This is a genomic window from Streptomyces longhuiensis (assembly GCF_020616555.1).
Classification (GTDB): Bacteria; Actinomycetota; Actinomycetes; order Streptomycetales; family Streptomycetaceae; genus Streptomyces; species Streptomyces longhuiensis.
Map to the genome: position 1 here is coordinate 124,472 of NZ_CP085174.1, position 19,179 is coordinate 143,650.

The 19,179-nt window shown below is 65.4% G+C and carries 15 protein-coding genes and 2 pseudogenes; 8 read left to right on the plus strand and 9 right to left on the minus strand.

Annotated elements, in window-relative coordinates; translation table 11 throughout:
* Window positions 1-194 precede the first annotated feature (194 nt).
* Together LGI35_RS45605 and LGI35_RS45610 are read right to left on the minus strand one after the other, a co-directional pair.
* Window positions 195-1,553 carry a hypothetical protein gene (locus LGI35_RS45605; protein ID WP_227300913.1) on the minus strand — a complete coding sequence of 453 codons (1,359 nt, stop codon included), beginning with the start codon at window positions 1,551-1,553 and terminating at the stop codon, window positions 195-197.
* 9 nt (window positions 1,554-1,562) lie between these two features.
* On the minus strand, window positions 1,563-3,596 hold the full coding sequence (locus LGI35_RS45610; protein WP_227300914.1) for an HNH endonuclease: 2,034 nt from the start codon (window positions 3,594-3,596) through the stop codon (window positions 1,563-1,565).
* A gap of 157 nt (window positions 3,597-3,753) precedes the next feature.
* Here LGI35_RS45610 and LGI35_RS45615 point away from each other — a divergent pair.
* A pseudogene (locus LGI35_RS45615) lies at window positions 3,754-4,028 on the plus strand (DUF6233 domain-containing protein); the annotation flags it as partial.
* A gap of 27 nt (window positions 4,029-4,055) precedes the next feature.
* Here the strand turns inward: LGI35_RS45615 and LGI35_RS45620 are convergent.
* Window positions 4,056-4,922 carry a GNAT family N-acetyltransferase gene (locus tag LGI35_RS45620; RefSeq protein ID WP_227300915.1) on the minus strand — a complete coding sequence of 289 codons (867 nt, stop codon included), beginning with the start codon at window positions 4,920-4,922 and terminating at the stop codon, window positions 4,056-4,058.
* Window positions 4,923-5,766: 844 nt separating this feature from the next.
* Between LGI35_RS45620 and LGI35_RS45625 the strand changes: the two genes are divergently transcribed.
* Both LGI35_RS45625 and LGI35_RS45630 read left to right on the plus strand, forming a co-directional pair.
* The gene (locus LGI35_RS45625; RefSeq protein WP_227300916.1) at window positions 5,767-6,546 is read left to right on the plus strand and encodes a zinc metalloprotease; all 780 of its coding nucleotides are present in this window, start codon (window positions 5,767-5,769) and stop codon (window positions 6,544-6,546) included.
* Between the two features lie 187 nt (window positions 6,547-6,733).
* Window positions 6,734-7,105, plus strand: coding sequence for a DUF6281 family protein (locus tag LGI35_RS45630; RefSeq protein ID WP_227300917.1), 372 nt, complete (start codon window positions 6,734-6,736; stop codon window positions 7,103-7,105).
* Window positions 7,106-7,487: 382 nt separating this feature from the next.
* Here the strand turns inward: LGI35_RS45630 and LGI35_RS45635 are convergent.
* Window positions 7,488-7,927, minus strand: a pseudogene (locus LGI35_RS45635) (helix-turn-helix domain-containing protein); the annotation flags it as partial.
* Between the two features lie 343 nt (window positions 7,928-8,270).
* Here LGI35_RS45635 and LGI35_RS45640 point away from each other — a divergent pair.
* Window positions 8,271-9,488 (plus strand): sensor histidine kinase, encoded by a 1,218-nt coding sequence (locus tag LGI35_RS45640; protein WP_227300918.1) that lies wholly within the window; start codon window positions 8,271-8,273, stop codon window positions 9,486-9,488.
* Between the two features lie 201 nt (window positions 9,489-9,689).
* On the opposite strand, the gene LGI35_RS45645 is transcribed toward LGI35_RS45640, so the two are convergent.
* Window positions 9,690-9,902 carry a hypothetical protein gene (locus LGI35_RS45645; protein WP_227300919.1) on the minus strand — a complete coding sequence of 71 codons (213 nt, stop codon included), beginning with the start codon at window positions 9,900-9,902 and terminating at the stop codon, window positions 9,690-9,692.
* Window positions 9,903-10,303: 401 nt separating this feature from the next.
* Here LGI35_RS45645 and LGI35_RS45650 point away from each other — a divergent pair, with 401 nt between their 5' ends.
* On the plus strand, window positions 10,304-10,447 hold the full coding sequence (locus tag LGI35_RS45650; protein WP_227300920.1) for a hypothetical protein: 144 nt from the start codon (window positions 10,304-10,306) through the stop codon (window positions 10,445-10,447).
* A 230-nt stretch (window positions 10,448-10,677) separates the two neighbouring features.
* Here LGI35_RS45650 and LGI35_RS45655 read toward each other — a convergent pair whose 3' ends face one another.
* Window positions 10,678-10,869: a hypothetical protein gene (locus LGI35_RS45655; protein ID WP_227300921.1), complete on the minus strand. Its 192-nt coding sequence runs from the start codon at window positions 10,867-10,869 to the stop codon at window positions 10,678-10,680.
* Window positions 10,870-11,245: 376 nt separating this feature from the next.
* Between LGI35_RS45655 and LGI35_RS45660 the strand changes: the two genes are divergently transcribed.
* On the plus strand, window positions 11,246-11,578 hold the full coding sequence (locus tag LGI35_RS45660) for a trypco2 family protein (protein ID WP_227300922.1): 333 nt from the start codon (window positions 11,246-11,248) through the stop codon (window positions 11,576-11,578).
* Window positions 11,579-11,588: 10 nt separating this feature from the next.
* A complete protein-coding gene (locus tag LGI35_RS45665; protein WP_227300923.1) occupies window positions 11,589-14,315 on the plus strand; it encodes a S1 family peptidase in 2,727 nt (908 codons plus the stop codon).
* A gap of 1,152 nt (window positions 14,316-15,467) precedes the next feature.
* On the opposite strand, the gene LGI35_RS45670 is transcribed toward LGI35_RS45665, so the two are convergent.
* The 3 genes from LGI35_RS45670 to LGI35_RS45680 form a co-directional block, all read right to left on the minus strand.
* Window positions 15,468-16,922, minus strand: coding sequence for a sensor histidine kinase (locus tag LGI35_RS45670; RefSeq protein ID WP_341483518.1), 1,455 nt, complete (start codon window positions 16,920-16,922; stop codon window positions 15,468-15,470).
* A 368-nt stretch (window positions 16,923-17,290) separates the two neighbouring features.
* Window positions 17,291-17,488, minus strand: a complete 198-nt coding sequence (locus tag LGI35_RS45675; protein WP_227300924.1) for a hypothetical protein — start codon at window positions 17,486-17,488, stop codon at window positions 17,291-17,293.
* Window positions 17,489-17,838: 350 nt separating this feature from the next.
* Window positions 17,839-18,105, minus strand: coding sequence for a restriction endonuclease (locus LGI35_RS45680; RefSeq protein WP_227300925.1), 267 nt, complete (start codon window positions 18,103-18,105; stop codon window positions 17,839-17,841).
* Between the two features lie 213 nt (window positions 18,106-18,318).
* Between LGI35_RS45680 and LGI35_RS45685 the strand changes: the two genes are divergently transcribed.
* The gene (locus tag LGI35_RS45685) at window positions 18,319-19,179 is read left to right on the plus strand and encodes a DUF4231 domain-containing protein (protein WP_227300926.1); all 861 of its coding nucleotides are present in this window, start codon (window positions 18,319-18,321) and stop codon (window positions 19,177-19,179) included.

Consider the following 19,179-nt stretch of genomic DNA (forward strand, 5'->3'; position numbering starts at 1 on the left):
GGGATCAGCGGGCTGGCACCATCGTCGAGACGGGTAGACAAGCACGGGCACCTCTGATGCTCTTGACCGCTCCGGCGTCCGGAGGGTCCCGGAACGAGCCAGACGGCCAGAGTCCGGGGGCGAGGGGCTCCGGCGAGGCAGCCGTGCGATAGGAGGTGCGGCACCGCCAGAACGCCATCCAGTTGGTCCTTGCGTCACCCGGCTACAGGGGCCGACGCTTCCGCGTTCGGGTCCGCGATGGATTTGGCCAGCGCGTTGATCCTCTGCTGGAGTTGCTTGATGCTTTCGCGGACGTCATCGTCGATCACCGTTGCCAGTTGCTGGGGGTCGATTGATTCGATGCCCTTCGCGGTGGACTTCAGTGCCTTGAGGTACTGGGTGCGCTGTTCAATTGTCTGGAGGTCCCGATCGGACTCCACCGTCTCCTCGATGGCTTCCCGTACGGTTTCGTATGCATCGGTGACGCTCTCAGGGGTCGCCTCTGAGTCTTCGACGGCTGCCAGGCACGCGGAAACTTTCTGGCGGGCCTGGCTGGTGAGCTCGATGATCTGGCCGGCGGGGGTCTTGGCTTTCCCATCTGTGGCGACTTGCCGTACGAACTCGATGCGTTCTGCCTTGCGTGTCTGGGCCGCGGCTTCTTTGCGGATCGCCGGGTCAGACATCGCCTGCGCAACCACTGTGGCTCTGAGTTCCGGGCGTCCCATCAAGGCATCGCGAGCGGCTTCGGCTGTCTTGGGGTCGCCCAGGATCGCGGTGCGCATCGCGGCCGGATTCTTAGCCACCTTCATGGCTTCGGTATAGCTGGTGCCTGCGGCTTTGGCTTCCTCCGCGATGTGCTCGCGCCGGTCGGTGCTCTGTTCGTAGACGGTGAAGTAGTCGCCCCAAAGGTGCGCGTCGGGCAGGTCAATCTCTTGGCCCGGGGTCAGCTTGTCGAAACTGGGGACTTTGCTGTCTGCCGCTGCACGTTCCCATGCACGGTAAAAGCGCATCACCCGCGCAGCAGAGGTGCCGGCCATCTCGGCGAACCTGCTGGCGGATACCTTCTCGACATCCCCATCGTCGACACCCCACGTCTCGCTCGGTCGGCGCTCGACTGTGCCGGGCTGGACGTTGCGGGCGACCAAGAGCCCGAAGACCCATCCACCGCTTCGGTCATAGGCGCCGAAGACCCGGGCATCGCGGGCGACGGGGTCGCGTTCGGGGTCGGGCCCGAGGAGCCGGGTGACCTCCGCGCGCATGGTGTCCATCTGCTCTCGGATGCGTGGCACGCCTTCGTGTGGATGCCGCAACTGAAGCAGTATGCGGACGTTCTCCACGCTGGCGCCAAGCCCGAAGGGGGGGTTCGCTTCGATGAACTCGGAGAAGCTGTTGAACGGTTTCTCCTGGTTGACGCCGGAGGGGACCTTCTTCCAGGTTCCTTCCGCCATGACGGCTGCCAGCAGCTCCAGGAAGCCGATCGGCGTGCCACCGTTGCGTTCCAGGGAGTCTCGGAGCTGGTAGACCTGATGCTGCTCCTCAGTGAGATAGCTGTTTGATTCGACTCGGACGGTCATGGAGCTCTCCTACTTGAGGGCCAGTGCAGCGCGGAACCTCCTGCTGGCCTTCTCTACGGTATTGGCGTTCGCTGCCGTGCAGTCGGCAGCCTCGTTCACGCGTGCCGTCGCTTTCATCGCAGCGTCCCGGTAGCCGGCGTCTCCCGGCTTCACACCGCCGCGGTACAGATACTGCCTGATCGTCTCTGAAGTTTTGGAGTTGAAATCGGCGATCTGCTGACGTTCGGTCTTCGGGGCCTCTGTGGGCGGCTCCGGTTCCGGTTCGGTGCGCGGCTGGGGGACCGGGGTCGGCTGCTTGAGCATCATCCCGGCCATCGCGATGATTTGCTTCAGCTTGGTGACGTCTTCTGCAGCGTCGACAGCTCGCTTCAGCGTCTCGACCATCAGCGTCTCGTCCGCGTCCATGTCGAGTTCGTTGCTTGAGGCCCTGGTGGTCGTGGCGACCGCGGAGTCGATGTAGGAGAACTCTTCCTGGACGGCGTCTCCGGGCTCTTCGCGCTCCTCTTGTTCCCGTTCCTCCAGGACCTTCAGTCCCCGGTCGTTCTCCTCGCGCAGGAGGTCGAGGAAGCCCTGCATCTTCGGGTCGTCCGGGGCCACGATCAGGCAGGTCTGTTCACGGGCCGGTGTGCCGTCCCATACGCGCAGGCCGCGGCCGATCAACTGCATCAGGTGGCCGCCGTCGCGGTAGTGGGTCAGGATGCCGACGACGGTGATGGTCTTGCAGTCGTAGCCGATGAACGCCATGCGCACGGTCACTAGCAGGTCCATCGGCTTGACCTTGAAGTCCTGCAGGACCTGTGAGGCGCCGGTGTCGGATGACACGGCGAGCGCCACGCGCAGGTCGGGGTAGCGCTGTTGGAGGTACTTGTAGACCTTCTTGGCGTCCTGCTGCTGCATGCAGGAGATCAGGCCGCGGTAGGAGGCGTGAAACTTCTGTTTGTCCCAGATGGCCCTCACGACGTCGTCGACGAGGGGCTGCCAGGTCTTCTCGTCCCTGAGCACGGGTACGAGTTCGCTGCCGTCGTCGGACAGGTTGTACTCGAGGACGCTGTCCCCGCGGCCGGCATCGTCGGCGAGCGTGCGCTTGGAGACGCGTGCATTGGTGAGGCGCATCTCGAACTTGCGCAGGTAGCCCTCCGCGATGCCGTTGGAGTACTTGGCTTCCGCGTGGTGGACCAGGACCTCACGCTTGGGGTCGGTCGGGTGGGGCTCGTAGTCAGCCAGCACCAGCCGCTGGTTGTCTGCGCGGTTCGGCGTTCCGGTCAGAAGCAGGGTGTGCCGGGCGTACTCGTGCATCTGCTTGATCAATGCGCCAGCGCGGGTACCGCCCTCGCCGGCGTCGGGGTCGGTCGTGTCGCCGCAGAACTGCGCCTCGTCAGCCACGAGCAGGAACCGGCCCCGATGCTTGGCCGCCCATTCCAGAAAGACCGACTCGTTGGTGACCAGCGCGCTGTAGGTGGAGATGAAGCCGCTTCCCGGTTCGGTGACTGGCGTGAGCGGCTTTTCTTTGATTTTGTGCCGAATCATCCCGATGCGCTTGGTGCTGTCGAACCGCAGGCAGTCCCCCTTCGTCACAGAACCTTGGCTGTCCCGCTGCATCCAGTCGGTCTCGCACTGCGCGGCAAGGGCGACCCGAGGGGCGAAGACTGCCACGTGGTCGATCAGGCCGGCCCTGAAGAGCCTGGTGGCTGTTGCCTGGTAGGTGAGCGTCTTTCCCGACCCGGGAGAGGCGAGGACGGCCGTCAGGCGCTCACCCGCATGGATACGGTCAAAGACTTGGTCGATGACCTCCCGCTGGAAGGGCCGCGGCGAGAATTCGTCGGTGTACTGCACCCCACGTCCCTTTCCTTTGTTGCACCGCGCACACAGTGCTTGCCCGTTCTCGATCACTGTCCGGCCGCCCTGCACCCAGGGCACCATGTGGTCGGCCTCCCAGCCGTCCAGCAGCGGTGCACTGCACGTCTCGCACCGTCCTTCGGCGAGGTCGTACAGGATGTTGCGCTGGTTCTGGGTGAAGAACCGCTGAGGATCCCGATCCGCCACTACAGCTCCCTAAGTCCCCCGATATGCACCTCAGTTGCCGGTTCGCAGGCTACAGGCGGGGTCTGACAACGAGCCGTGTACTGAACGGGATTGACCGATCATCACTTCTTTCTGATCGGCTGACGGGCCGAAGGACAGGTCGGCAGGCGCACAACGCACTGAGCGCCTGGAGAAGCCGTCGACGGTCCGCGAGATCCTAGGGGCGCGCCGGCCCCCGGCTGGGTCCTGCAGAAGCTGGGCAGCGGCCGCGGCCCCAGCCAGGGCGTCATCCACGCCGTCGACTGCGGGGAAGCACCCGCCGGGGCGCCGCCGCTCACCCTGGACCAGGCATTGGACGCGGCGGAGCACCCGGGCGTCCGGCTGTGTTCCCTGTGCGGCGCTGCCCTCGAACTCGATCCCGTGCTCCGGGGCTTCGACCACGGCGGCAACTGACGGACGTACGAGGATCCGGGCGCTGCCTCAGTTACCGGACTGGCCCAAGAAGGCATCGAACATGGCGCGGGCGCGCTCCGGCCCGTACAGGGTCATCTGCTGCTGGACGAGGGCCTCGATGCGTTCCTTGACTTTGGTGAGCTCCTCCGGCGTGTCCAGGTGTGTGGGATCGAACGGCTCCTCGACACCGACCACCGCCGGGAACGGCTGGTCTGCCGTCCCGATGTCGTAGGAGCGCACCTCTGGGACGAGCGGCAGCACGATCAGGCGGGAGCCCTCCGTCAGGTTGAGCGCGGCAGCGGAGGGCGCGTACAGGTTGCCGACCTTCTCCCGCAGGAAGAACGCGGCCATCTCCGCCGGGGAGACGATGAACCCCCACCTCTCGTACATGTGCGCCAGATCGTCGTCCCATACGTAGCCGGTCAGCAGCCGGCGGCCGCGCCGACGCTCGATGTCGGCGGCTGCACGGACCAGCTGCCGGCCGATGCCCTGCCCGCGGGAGGAGGGTGCCACAGCCATAAAGGCCAAGTGCGCGCTGACCGCGTTGACCCGGTCGAACATCTTGCGCTGCATGCCAACCTGCTGGGCATACAGGTTCTGATGCGCTTTCAGGTCGGCCAAGTCGTCGCCCGGCTTCGAACCGAGGTTGCCGCCCTGGACCAGCACGGCGCCCAGCAGTGTGCGGCGCCGCTCGAAGACCAGGAGGCGGAACGGCTCGGCGTACCGGGCCGTGTCGACCCCGCTGTCGAGGAGATGACAGGACGCCGCCAGCTGCATCCGGTCCTGTTCATCCCGGGCCACCTCCGCGAGCAGGGTCCGGACGGCGTCGCCTTCTCCGACACGAGCCGGGCGTACGCCCGACGTCTCCCCCTTGCGTGCCTTGACCCGCCCCATGTGCGTCTCCCTCGGTGTCGGTGGTGCGCAGCGTTCTGGAGAAGCAGCTCACCGTCGTTGCTCCCGTCCAGAATCTCCCCCGAGAACGTGCAGGCCGCTGGCGAGCGATAGGTCGCGCTGCGATGGCCCTGTCCCATGTGCCGCACAGACAGCCGAAGTCCTCCTGATCTGGCCGTGCTGCTCCCTGCGCGCGGAAGTCGGGGACAGACAGGATGAGATCCCGGTGCGCGATAGCAGGTCCGGTGCGGGACGTTCGATGCGGTGCGTGGTCGCCGCCAGCCTGGCCGGAGCCTCGAAGGGGCGTTCCGTACCTGCGGCCACCCTTGTTGACGTCTCGCTCAAACTAGAACACGCGTTGCGTTCGAACGTGTACCGTCTGATCACAGCTGAGCCGAACATGCCATGAACTGACGGATAAGCGTATTCGCAGGCTGGAGTGTCATGAACTGCAGCCCATGGGTGGGTCACATGCCACGGGCCTGGCGCCGGCGCTGAGGGGTCAGCGCGGACGGTGCGCCCAGCACCGCAACGTCTAATCAGGGCCTGAAGTCGAGCGCGCGGACGCAGCGGTGCGCACATTCTCCGCAGCGTGATCGGACAGTTGCAGCTGCTCGCGCGAGGCGGGCATTGGGGGGAAGAGTCTGTGTTGAAAGGTCGCGGCACTGTAGGAGTGCTGTCTGCACTCGCACTCGTATCCACGTTCCTGCTATCCGGCGGGGCCACGGCCTCCGCTGCGGGGGCGGCGTGTTCGCTTCCCGACGGGACACTCACGCGCGCAGATCTACCAGAAGGAACGTCGGTCGTTGAGTGCGATGCCGTAGGCAGGGTTGTGCGCTCTGGCGAAGTGCAACTGGAGGTACCTGAGCCGGGAAATGGTGTCACCCTCACGGCGCTGGGCGCGACAGGGAACGAGGCGAGCTTCCAGCTGTTTGTCTCCGACGACGGACGCATCCAGTACCCGGAACCTGAGGAGTTCAACACCGGGGATGCGGAGGCCAGCACCAGTGCTGTTCCGTCCGCCTGCGACGACAGTGCCTACGCGCTGCTGACCTATGAATGGTTCGGCCACCCGTATAAGTGGTACCTGGGGGATGGCGGCAACCCCGGCGGGATGAACGACGACGATACGGCATTGGCATTCGCCGACGCCATCAACAACATCACCCGCAGCACCAACGACTGCGGACTGGCCGACGAGGTCAGCGCCGAAAGGGACTACCAGGGCCTGACCACTACCGAGGCTGACATATCTCCGACCGAGGCGAAATGTTTGCCCCGTGACGGCACGAGTACCTGGGACGGGGGCGACCTCATCTCCGACTGGGTGGCAGTCACTTGTACATTCTCTGAGCCGTCCGGGTCGGCCAGGTGGCTCAGCGTCGAATCCGACGTGCGCTACAACACGACCGACTATGACTTCACCAATGAGGGCGGCAGCGCCACTTGTAGCTACAAAATCGATCTGCGAGAGACGGGAACGCACGAGGCCGGTCACGTCTTTGGGCTGGACCATCCCGGTGCCGGTCACGACAATCTCACCATGCACGCCAACTCGTTCTGGTGCAGCACGTCGAAGCGGACCCTCGGCCGTGGTGACGTTCTCGGCCTTCGCGCGCTGTACTGATCCATCACCCCCCGGCCTGCCGATTGACTTCATTCCTTGGCCTCGACCGGCGGGCCGGGTGCTTGACCGATGCAACCCGGCCGGAACGTGGCTGTGGAAACGTTCCTCGGCCCACGCGAAAGGGAAGGTGCGTGTGACTGGAAGCCCGCAGCCCGTGTTCCATCGGAGGAAGCTGACATGCGCAGCGGTGCTGGCCTTCCTGGCCCTAGCCGCGGGCTGCTCCGACGCCGATTCCGCTGATGCGCAGGGAACCTGCATGGGGATGATCAAGTTTGCTGGTCGCACCTACATGGGCACCTACAAAGACCTCCCCCTCAAAACAGGGGACCGACTCGGCTCGACGCGGCCAGAGCCGTGCAACGACACCGGAAGCAGCCGCCCCGTGTCGAAAGAACCGACCCTCAAGGTGTACCGCGTCATTGGCATTGACGCCAAGCTCGCAGTCGGCGTAGGTGACACGGTGCAGGACGTTCGCCTCTACGCCGTCCGGGATGGCAAGAAGGTGCCGCGTGACGTGGAAGTGTTCATCGAACATGCACGGCGCACGAAGGACGGTTGACGGCCAGGGTGTGAATCGGCACACCGGAGCATCCTCTCGCGGGAACAGTAAGCCCCCGGCCAGAGCTGGCCAGCGCACTGAACCCTTCTCGGTATCTCCTCGTGACGGTGTGTGATCAACTTTCATACGATGCGGCCGTGTTCGAGTTGGAGCAGGACGTCGCGAGGCGGGTCCGGCCGAGCCGCCGCAGTCCGGCTGGGGTTTGATAGCCCGTCAACAGCACCAGGGCGGCCTTGGAGGTTGCGTAGTCGAAGGCCCGCTCGAGCGCGGGGAAGTACTCCAGCATCTGGGCCCGGAGCCGATTGATCGCGCGGGTGCGGTCCGCAGACGAGTCCAGGCGGCGGGCGGTAAGGATCTTCAGGTCGACCGCGATCTCGCCGGCAGGCCGGCGAACCTGAACCTCAGTGGCGTCCAAACGCAGCTGAACACCTTCGGCCTGGGCGTAGGCGAACACATCCTCCAAAGTGCGAAGCCGCAGGCCGGGCCGGTCCGGCACGGCGAACCCCGAACGGCCAGCAGCCGCCGCACTTCGCCCACGGCCCGGGTGATGGTGGAGCGGTCCACGTCATACAACAGGGCCAGGACCGCGTGTGACAGGTCATGCCTCAAGTGGATCAGCGTCGCTACCAGTCGGTCCACGAAGACGAGTCGGTGCCGGGCACCGGCTCCGGGAGCACGCTTTCGCTCCCCGCCCCTCGCCTGGAACCGGCGGCCCTCAACTTCGACCACCCACGGCCTGGCCAACTCCACGACCAGCGACGACAGATGAGCTGTCAAGATACCGGTGAACAACGGATTCATCAGCACCGAACGGTCAACCATGCCTCTCACTCACAGAGCATGCCCACCCGCTATCACGCACCAACTCGTTAGCCCGAGGGGCCTTACGACCCGTTTACAGGCAGTGCAGGCAGGATGGTGGCCAAGTCAGGCATACGAAGGGGTGGGCACTGCTGTGCGCGTAGCCAAGCACAAGGGCAAGCGCCAGCTTGCCCTTGTCTCCGATTGGTCATCTAAGGGGCCCAAAAGACGTGTTTGTTCGTGCCCGACGTCAAGGGTGACCTCCTCTGCTTGCAGCTCCAGCAGGGAGGTGTGAGTCGTGGTCAGTACCTCCCATGGGGGGCGTGAGTCGTCGGTTCCGCCGCGGCCGAAGCAATCACCGCACATGAATCACGACCTGTCGCCTGTTCGGTCTTGGCAACGCCCCGAGCCGCCCAGGCGCCGCCCCACCATTCGGATGAGGCTGACGTTGTTGTACGGCGGCATGTTCCTGATAGCCGGAATCGTCCTGCTTACGATCATCTATCTCCTCGCTGCGGAGGCACTCCGAAACAGCGGCGCGGCTCTCAGCGTCTCCGGCGGCTACGACCTGAGGTTTTCCAGTGATGTCTGCCCGGCGATTGGCGAGGCCCAGAGTGTTAGTGAGTTCAACAGCATTCTGGCCACCTGCCTGAACGACCAGCGCGCTGCCGCACTCAACTCGCTCTTCAACCGTTCATTGATGGCCCTGATGGCCCTCACGGTGCTGGCCTTCGCGTTCGGCTACGCACTGGCTGGCCGCGTACTGGCGCCGCTCGGCCGCATCACGCGCGCAGCCCGCCAAGTGGCCGGCACCGACCTCTCGCGCCGCATCGAACTGGAGGGCCCCGAGGATGAGCTTAAGGAACTCGCCGACACCTTTGACGACATGCTCGACCGCCTGGAGCGAGCCTTCACCGCGCAGCAGCGGTTCGTCGGCAACGCCTCGCACGAGCTGCGCACGCCGCTCGCGATCAACCGCACGCTCGTAGAGGTCCACCTCTCCGACCCCGGCGCCCCCATGGAACTCCAGCAGCTCGGCAAGACGCTGCTCGCCACGAACGAGCGCAGCGAACAGCTCGTAGAGGGCCTGCTGCTACTCGCCCGCAGCGACAACCAGCTCGTGGAACGTAAGCCGGTCGACCTGGCGGAGGTCGCCTCGCAAGCCATCGACCAGGCCAGGTCAGAGGCCGAGGAGAGGGGTATCGAGATCCGCGGAGAGCGAGCTGCGGCGGTCGTCCAAGGCAGCGGCGTCCTGTTGGAGCGCATCGCCTTGAACCTCGTCCAGAACGCCATTCGGTACAACGTCCCCGAAGGCGGCTGGGTCGAGGTGACCACCGAGGCGCAGCACGGCCAGGCGGTCTTGGTCGTCTCGAACACGGGCCCAGTGGTCCCCGCCTACGAGATCGAGAATCTTTTCGAGCCCTTCCGAAGGCTGCGCACGGAGCGCACCGGCAGCGATAAGGGCGTGGGCCTCGGCCTGTCGATCGTCCGGTCTGTCGCGCGCGCACACGGCGGCACTGTCATTGCCACACCACGCGATGGCGGCGGACTGGATGTTCAAGTCAAGCTATCGATGCAGTGATCGTTCGGCAGTTGAGGCCGATCTCGCAGAGCACTGGTGATCAAACCGGGCGCCGCACCTACGGCTTCGCCAAGCAGGGAACCGGCTACGGACCGACCATGGGGGCTTCCCCACCACTCCGCCACTAAGGGGCGATGGTCAGAAGCCCCCAAGTAGCGCGAAGGTCGAGTGACACCTACGAGACCGGGATCGGCGTACCCGTCACCAGCAGCGGTTCACGTCGGAGACCGGGGCGACGTTCGGTGCGTATATCCAGCCCTTTGTTTCGGTGCCGGCGACACGTCCGTATATCCACATGTTTCCGTAGTCGTTGTAGATGTAGCACCAGTAGTAGATCTTCGTACCCGCGGTGAAGGTGCCGTGCGAGCCGCACGACTCGTAGGGCTTCGGCCTGATGGCACTGTCCCACCGCAAGGTGCCAGAGCCGCTCGAATTGTTCGGCGGCACGTAGACCGTGTCGCAGACGCCCGCGGCACTGGCACTGGCGCTGGTTGCGCCGAGCCCAACAAGAACCCCCCCTAGGAGCGCGGTAGTTGACAGTAGTGATACAACACGAGCCTTGAGCTTCATGAAGTTTCCCCTCCCAGAAAATGTCATGACTTGTGCATGACAGAAGGCAATCTGTCACTGGCAATCAGACGTTGCGGCAACTTTATGGTTTCGTTACGTTGTCGAAGCGCTGGACAGTGGCACTCCATGGGGCAGATCCACGCTGATCGTCGAGTGCGGAGAGCGCAGGGATCGCGTGGGTCGCGAAGCGGCGGCTTGGGACGGCACGCTGATCTCGGTTCGTGAGCGCGTCATAAGGTAGCGACATGAATGAGAAGCGCCGCAACGATGATGACGAGACCATGACCGGCATACCTGCCGATGACGTTGAGACGTCCGATGATGAGCCGGAGGACGAGCCAGTCGACGCATGGCTGGCAGTCGATGGCGATGCAGGCGGAGGCTGGTAGTTCAGCCTGGTTTCGAGTACGGAACCGGCTTTGGCTCAACTTCTGTGACCTTGCCCCGGAGGACTCAGAGATGTTCCACCTCAAAGCCCAGACACGTCAGGTGCGGACCGGACGGCTGCGGATCGGTCGCGGTGCTGGCGGCGTCGTTCATGGGGCTGGTGAGACCCGCTCCTGGCGGGTGCGAGGCATGCGAAAGGGGCCCGTTCATACCGGGCCCCCGGGTGGTGCTGTCAGCGGTGCGTATAGAGCCACACCTCATGTGCCGCGCTGCTGCCACGCTGCGCCTCGGCCTTGATCCGCTCCAGAATGGGCTGCGCCTGCTCCGATTTCACGCCGTGATGCGCCAGTTCGACGTAGGCCTGAATCGCGTCAAACGACGTGCGAACCTCGCGGAGGGCGTCTTCCAGGCCCGGTGAGCTCATAGCCACACTATGTGTGCCAAAACTGTGAGGTTCCCGTGAGGTGTTGCTGTCGGCTCAGCTTGGTCATGCGACCACCGTCCCGGTGGCGTCGTCGTCCAGCGGACGCGCTCGGGCAGCCGGTCCGTCCACAGCGCTGCCGCGGCCGGCTCGGTCGAGGCGGCGGCCTGCTCCCGGAGCTACTGCCGCAGCGCCACCAGCAGGTACTGCGAAGTTGGTAGTGACGGTTAGTGGTGGATGAGGCAGTCCGCGCAGCAGGGACTCGTACCGGCGCACACAGGGCGGGCCGACCGGAGCGATCTTCGGTGTGGGAACGCCTTCCCTATCCCGGTACCGGTCGGCAGACTGAGCCCGTCACAGAAGTATCCCGGGGGGACACATGGAGTTAGACGGAACTGAGCTGTCCGAAGCGATCAAGGCGGTTCGCGCCGGACTGGTGGCTGCCCAACGGGACGGGGACGGCTCTCCAGTGCGCTTTACCGTCAAGGACGTCACTCTCGATCTGGGGATCGAGCTGCGTCATGCGGCGTCAGCTGGCGGCGGGGTCAAGGCGTTCGTCGTCTCGGCCGACGCCCGCGGGGAGCGTGCCCGTACCGCGACGCACCGTATGACCGTCACGTTGGAAGTCGAGTCCTCACCGAACGGCCGCCGAACGCTCATCGGTGACGAACGGGGCCTGGACCCGGTCCCCGCTCCTCCTGCTGGCATGTAACGGCGTACCGGTGGAGCAGCGGACCGTCGAAGTCATCAATCCGCGTGTCCCGATGTTCGGGTCGGGCTGCCTGGTCGCACCCGGAGTCGTGCTGACCGCACACCATGTGGCCTGCCCGGGTGGGGACATGCTGCCTGTCACGGTCCGGGACAAGGTCGGCCGCACAGCGGAGGCCGAGGTGGTCTGGGCGGATGCTGCGCTGGACGTCGTCCTGCTGTCCACTGACCGGTCCTTGCTGGGGACGGACCTTGCCGTCGCCCGTTGGGGAGAGCTGACCTGCGATTACCCGGCCGCGCGGCCGGTGTGCACGATGACCGGCTTCCCGAGGGCCATGCGCCTGGCGCTACCCGACGACCCGGAGAAGTTCGTCCCCGATCTGAAGAGCGTCGACGGGCACGTCAAGCCCGAAACGGGCTCGCGGGGTGGGCACTACGGCTTCGAACTGAACGATGCCTCCACCGGCTCAGCCGAATTGTGGCGGGGCATGTCCGGGGCCGGCGCCTTCTGCCACGACATGCTCGTGGGCGTGGCGACCTTCGCCTCGGATCACTGGCAGGGGAGCCTGCTGTACGTGGTGCCGGCCGCCCGGCTGTTCGCCTCGCCCGGCTTCACCGACGCGGTCACCTCTGTGACAGGAATGGCGCCGCAATTGCAGCCCGCCGACCTGAGCGTGCTGTTCACCGACGTGCCCGACCCGCAACTTTCCTCCTCCTGCCTGCTCCATGCACGCTCGGCCGTCGTCCCCATGTCCGGCATGACCGGACAGCTCGACACGCTCGACGCCTGGTGCCGCACCAGCCGTTCCACGGACATCACTGCCGTCACCGGCATGGGTGGCATCGGCAAGACCCGCCTGATAACCGAGTTACTCCACCGCCTGGCCCAGCCCCGCCCGGAACAGCCCACGGCACGGGGATGGACCGGCGGTTTCCTCGCCGACACGCCGCCCCAGCAACCGCCGCCCTACGGCATGCTCGCCACCAGCAAATACCCGCTGCTGATCGCCGTCGACTACGCCGAGACCCGCCGCGCCCAGATAGACCAGGTCCTCGACATCCTCGCCGCACGCCGCGGGGGCCAACCGGTGCGCGTGCTTCTCCTGGCCCGCGGTCACGACAACTGGTGGCCCTCCCTTCGCCTCGCCCGGCAGGGCACGAGCGTGATCAGTACCGGCACCCCGGTTGCCATCGATTCTGCTGATGCGCTCAGCAACACCAGCACGGAGGCAGCTTTCGATGACGCGAAACGGGCCTTCAGCGAGCGCATCCGTGCCCTGCGAAACGCCGGTCACGAGTGGGCCACCTCTCCGTTGACCTCGGACACCGAAGCGGACGGCGCCTTCGCGGGCACCGTGAAACCGGACGATGACAGGGTCATTTCCCTGCACATGGCGGCGCTCGCCGAAGTCCTCAGCACGCTGAATGACTCCTTTGCCCGCCATGAGAACCCCATGGACGTCCTCATCGCCCACGAGATGAGCTACTGGCGCAGGATCGTGGAGGCCCGCGGGCTGTTCTTCGACGAGGACCTGATGCGCACTCTCGTCTCCGTCCAGACCGTGACCGGCGCAAGCCGACGGTCCGACGCTCGGGCCGCCGTCGCGGCCGGCTTCGACGTGCACTACAGCGGCTTCCCTAACACGGCGCCACACGACGGGGCCCGGCTTGCCGCGTACGAAGACATCCTCACCGCCGCTTACCCCTCCGGCGACGGAGCCCGCTGGGGCACGATGGGCCCCGACCTCCTCGCGGCCGCCCTGGTTGCCAAAGTCGAAGTAGCCAGCGACCAACAGTTCATCGAACAGCTCCTGCCTCACCCCAACCTCTCGCCGGAACAGCGCCATCGGGGCCTCACCGTCATCGCCCGGGCCACATCCGACCAGCCTGATCTCGCCGCCGGCGCGGCCCGCGCCGTGGCCGCCGCACCGCGGCAGCTGCTGTCCCTGGCGGCCAGGACCGTCGCCGCCGAGCTCGACCCCGAGGTTGCCCGCCCGTGGCTGCTCGGACTGCAAGATGCCATCACCGAACTGGCACAGCAGCCGGACGCCGACCAGCGGATCTCCGCCTGGGCCGCCGGCGTCGTCAGCGCTTCCCTCACACAACTGGAAACTGGGCTTGAGAACTACTTCAACTCTGTGGAAGCAATTCCACCGCCGCCCGAGTTTGGCCCCGCCCGACATGATGATGACGGCTTGGAGGAGGATGCCGACGACCCGGATGAAGCCGAAGCGGATTGGGGCACCTATGCCGAGGACGAGCAGACCGCGGAGCCAGACCCCCCGGCCCCGCTATCCCTCGCTCCCGCACCGCACCGCAGTGGCAGTGGCAGCCCAAAGACCGTCCACGTCCATGAGGTCACCAGCCCGGTCGCGCGGGCCGTCCTGACCTCTGTGGGGCTCGCCCACCTGACGCTCGTAGCCTTCGTGACCGGCAGCATCGCCTATTTTTCCGACGACTTCCCTGGAGCAACTTCCTGGCTCCTGCCCCCGATCATCGTTCTCTTCCATCTGGTGATCGGTCTGCTCTACGGCTACGGCAAAGTGCCGCTGTCCTTTGTAGCTGTGGTGCTGCCACCTGCGGTCATTGCGATGACTGTGCTGTGCGCCGTGAGCTTCAGCGCGATGCACGGCGTACACCTCAACCCCGTCGCCCTGGGTGCAGCATGGGCCAGCATCTTCTCGCCCGGTCTCATGGCCCTCACCTACGCCTTCCGGGCCTGGCTCGGCCAGGTCCGGTAGGGCGACACCAAGTAGCCGGCCCTCGCCAACCGGGTATCTCCCTCCATCTTCAGCGGCGCGTCTAGCGGCCCTTAGATGTACGAACCCAGGATCAGAGGCGAGGTCAACCCCGCTCAGCTCGCCGTTGCGCAGGATGGTTCCCTCGGACAGGTGCCGTCTCGCCGTAGGACTCGGAATGCTTGGTCAATTCCATTCATAAGCAGTCCAGTTAGACGCGGTTCAGCGTATCCGGCTTTTCAGCGTGCGGGGGCTCCGCGCTTGCCCTGAACCGGAGTCAGGTCTCCTAACTGGAAGGACCACCCGCCAGTTAGTCACCGCATGGGTGCATATGCCCCGCGCACAGCTATCGTCCTTATTGGTCCTGGTCTGCTCAAGGTGGTTCCTTCGAACCGGGACACCCCGGCGAGGCTCTCCATCGGCGCGGCCAAACCGTGCCCGTGAGCCGCGCGGCCAGTCAGTCGAGCGCGTAGACCGTTCCAAGGTCACTCATCTGACGCACAGGGATGTCATCCAGGGGCCGCACTGTGTAGGAGGTCGCGGACATGAATCGCGGGTCTATAGACAGTGCAGCCCACGCCTTTGTCGTGTCTGAAAGCTTGAGAGTCCATGAGATGCGAAAGCAGCCCTCGAGAACGACGAGATAGCAAGGGGCGAGCTCGGAGCGAACTCCGGGGCGAAGGAGTTCTGCGGCATCGTCTCGATTCGTGGAAACGACCCGGATATTCGACGGAGATACCTCTCCCCAGGTGCGGCTCCACTCGACCACCACACTACGGATCTGATCTAGCGTGGCTGGAGATATGTAGCTGTCACTGACATCGCTCATTGTTCCTCCGAGTGCTCATCGCGCGGGAACTCCTTGCCCAGCTGGTCGAGTCCGACTGGCTGCGCCTGCCCGCCTACAGGGCTGAGCCGGGTGGCGCTGCCCATCTTCTCCTCGCGCCAGCCGCGATGGACGCCTTCGGCGCCTCGGGGACGGCGGCCTCGACCTGGACCAGGTCGCATCTGCACTCTGACATCCCAACAGGTCGGCGAGCACGCCGAACTGCTCCTGGCCGCGGACTGGCTCACCGACAGCGCAGTCGACGCCGATCAAGGACGGCTTCGCGGGCAGCTCACCGAGCCCGGCACGGGCATCCCGCCCCCGCCGAGTCACTCCCTCTGCTCTGAGCTTGCCGGGTCAGGGGACGGACCCGGCGGGGAGGGAGGCGTCGGAGATCCAGGCATGAGGACAATTGCCTCGGTTCCGCCTCCTTCGGCAGGTCGCAGTGAGACAGTCCCCCCGGATCTCTGCACCACTCGCGCGACGATCGACAATCCCAACCCGCTACCGGGCAGACTCCGGGCCGTGGGCGAACGCCAGAATCGGTCGAATACATAGGGCAGATCGTCCGGCATCACCCCGGGTCCCTCGTCGCGCACTGTGAGCTGTCCGCCGGTGAGCGTTATTTTCACGGTCCCCTTTTCAGGGGAGAACTTGACAGCGTTATCCAGGAGGTTCACTACTGCGCGTTCCAAGGTTGCCGGGTCTGCGAGAACGAACCAGTCTTCCATGGCGCTCGTGAACGCGAGGTTCTTGCCGCGCAATTTGGCCCGTTCCAGAGCCCGACTCGCGACCTCGTGCATGGGTACCACGTGAAGGGAAGTCCCCCCTCCCGGTGCGTTGTCCGGGCGGGACAGCTCCTGGAGATCTCCGATAAGGCCAGCGAGTTCGCCGATCTGAGCAGTAACGGATGCAAGCAGATCAGCCCTCGCTCCCTTGGGTAGTTGTCGTCCCGACTTCTCGCTACGAATGAGGAGTTCAATGTTGGTGCGCAGCGAGGTGAGTGGTGTGCGTAGCTCGTGGCCAGCATCAGCGATCAGCTGCTGTTGGCGATCCCGGGAAGTGGCCAGGGCCTCGGTCATCGCGTTGAATGATTTTGCCAATCGCGCGATCTCATCGTCGCCGGCGGCCGGAATGCGCACCGTCAAGTCTTCGGTGCGAGCGATGTGTTCAGCGGTCGCGGTGAGCCGTTCGACTGGGCGCAGCCCCGCCCGAGCGATGCCGATGCCCGCGGTGGCCGACGCGATGACGCCGATTCCGGCCACGCCCAGAAGGAGCAGTGCGAGGCTGTTCAGCGGCGTGGTGACGGAACTCAGCGGCTGTGCGATGGATACGGCGTAGGCTCCGCCAAATGCCCGCGGGAGGTTCGGACGCGAGGTGGCAACCCGCATTTCCTGTCCGCCCTCGGACTGGGCATCGTGGAGTGACGAAGCCAAGACACCGCGAGCCACGGAGATGTCCGTGCCGACCACTTTGATAGCCGTGCTGCCCGGCGCAGAGCACACCGCCCCATCAGCAGTGATGACCTGCACCGTATAGGGCGTCGGCGTTCGATCTCGCTGGTCGGAGGCGGGCTGCTTGATCCCACAGGTGCTGAGCAGGTCCTGGACATAACCTGGTGGAGCTTCGACGCTGCGCAGATTTGAGTCAAGCTGGCTAGTCAGCTGCTCGCGGGTGACTAGCCACGCCGCAGTGGCCGCGGCACTCACTGCGATCGCCACAGCGAGAGCGGCAAGCAGGCCGAGCCGGGCGCGCAGGGTCAGTTGCCTCATGTAGGTGTTCAACGGCGATCGCCTTTCGGCAGGCTGGACATGATGCAGAGTTCCTGGGGGACGCGAGGGCCGGCGATGGTCGTCAATCTGATTGACGACAGCGGACCGCCCCAGAGTTGCGGCGCGTCACCTTCTGTCGGCTCTCCTCGCGGGACAGTGCTTCCTGCCTGCAGACCGCGCCGATCGGCGCGGTCACTGGTGACGTAGGCGTAGCACCCAAGGAGTATCGGCGGCGAAGATGAGAATGTGCTGAGGGAGTTGGACCGCCTCAACCACGCCGACTACCTCTGGTCTTACTCCGCCATCACCGCCTCATCGGGCCCATGACCCACTAAGTTGGTGTTTGAGATCTTGGGTGTTTGAGATCTATTGATGTGCTTTCAGTGGGATTGGTGCGCGTATAGCCACACCTCGTGCGTCGCGCTGCTGCCACGCTGGGCCTCGGCCTCGATCCGTTCCAGAATGGTCTGTATCTGCTCCGAGTTCACAGCGCGATGCGCCAGCTCGATATATGCGTGAATCGCGTCAAGAGACGCGCGAAGCTCACGGATGGCGTCCCCTAGGGCCTTCGGGCTCATGCACACATCATCTGTGCCATATCTGTGAGACACCTGTGAGACGCCTTGATCCCGGCGAGCCCCTGGCCTAACGGGTGCTACCGGGTGGTCGGACATTCGAGGGTGTCGCAGGGCGCGGTCGGCGGCTGCGTCGTCGGCTACGAGGCGGGCCACCGTGCCCGCCAGCTCGTACGGCGGATACACCGCAGTCCACCGCCGTGACTCGAACGGCACAAGCCGACCGGGACTGGCAACGGTCCGCCCGTGTGTAGTGGTCACCGTGGCGTCCCCTGCGCGGCCCGGGGGCATGTTGAGGAAGTCGCTGGAGCCAGTTGGTGAGCTGGCTGGCATAGGCGGAGGCGGGCCAGCGCTCAGGCGGAAGCCCGTCGCGTCGTGCCGTTGCCACGCCCGTTGAGCGGGATCAGCCTCTCCAGGTGAGCGCCCTTGGCCCGAGCCCCGAGCAGGTCCCTGTGCACAGCAACGATGTCCTGGCGCAGCGCCAGACCCTGCGCGTCCCTGGTGAACGCGCGGCAGGTGGTGACGAAGGAGGCACCGTCCGCGCCATGTTCGGGGCGGACGGTGCCGACGAACCTCCGCATGCCGTGCGAGGACACGCTGCGCTGCGTCTGCTCCGTCATCTCAACTGAAGTCTGAATTCGGCGAGTCGGTGTACCAAGGCCCCAACTCGCATAGACGGACGGGTCGGAGCCCCGGTTGGTTCCTGGGGCCCGCAGCCCCGAGGGCTGGGCGTCGGTCTCCCCCCTACAGCGTGCGCCTGACCGAAGCGTTCGCCCGCTGACCCGCACGTGTCACGGAACTTCGACGACGACGCGTCCCGCCGAATCCAGGACGTGAACGACCTGGTCTACGCCCGCAGGCGGAACGCCGAAGAACGGATCTACGTGGTGACTACCAACCTCCTCATCGACGCGCAGGAAAAGCTGGCCCGGCGCCGGCGGCTGGACCGCATCTGGCGCGCTGGAGGGGCGGTCAGCTGGCTGTCTTTACTCACCGCCATCATCGGCACGGGCATCGCCGCGCTCACCACGGGCGATCCAGCGCGGTTCGTCCTGGGTGATCTCATCTGCGGCGGGCTGCTCCTGCTGTCGCTGCTGGCGTTGGTCGGGGTGCACTTCGCCGGGCGGGGCCTGCCCACCCTCCAGCGTGTCGAGGCGCAGCTTGTCTCCGAGCAGGAGTCGCTATGGCAGCAGAAGGTCGAACGGCGCCCTGACATCCCTGAGCGGCGCCACCTTTACCGCGAGGAAGTCTTCACCGCGATCGAGCAGTACCAGGTTGTCAGTCGCAAGTACCGGCGGATCCATAACAGCCTGCAGTCCCTCATCATGATCGGCTCCGCCTCCACGACCACGATCGCGGCCCTGGACACGGGCAAGGAACTGACCTGGCAGAGCGTCACTCTGACCACCATCAGCTTCGCCATCACGGTGGCCGCCATGTTCACCGGCTACTACAAGTTCCGCGAGCGCAGCTACTTCCTTCAGCAGACCGCCGACGCCATCGAACAAGAGGCCAACGCCGTCACCCTCGGCATCGGCCCCTACAGCGAGTTCGGTGACGTCTGGGAAGTCGAGGCGCTGCAGCAGTTCACCCACCGTGTCGAGGGCCTCCGCAACGAACAGCGGCGCCGCCAGCAGCAACTGGACCAGCCCTCCGACCAGGCTGCTCCCTCCAGCCAGCCTCCGGCAATGTGA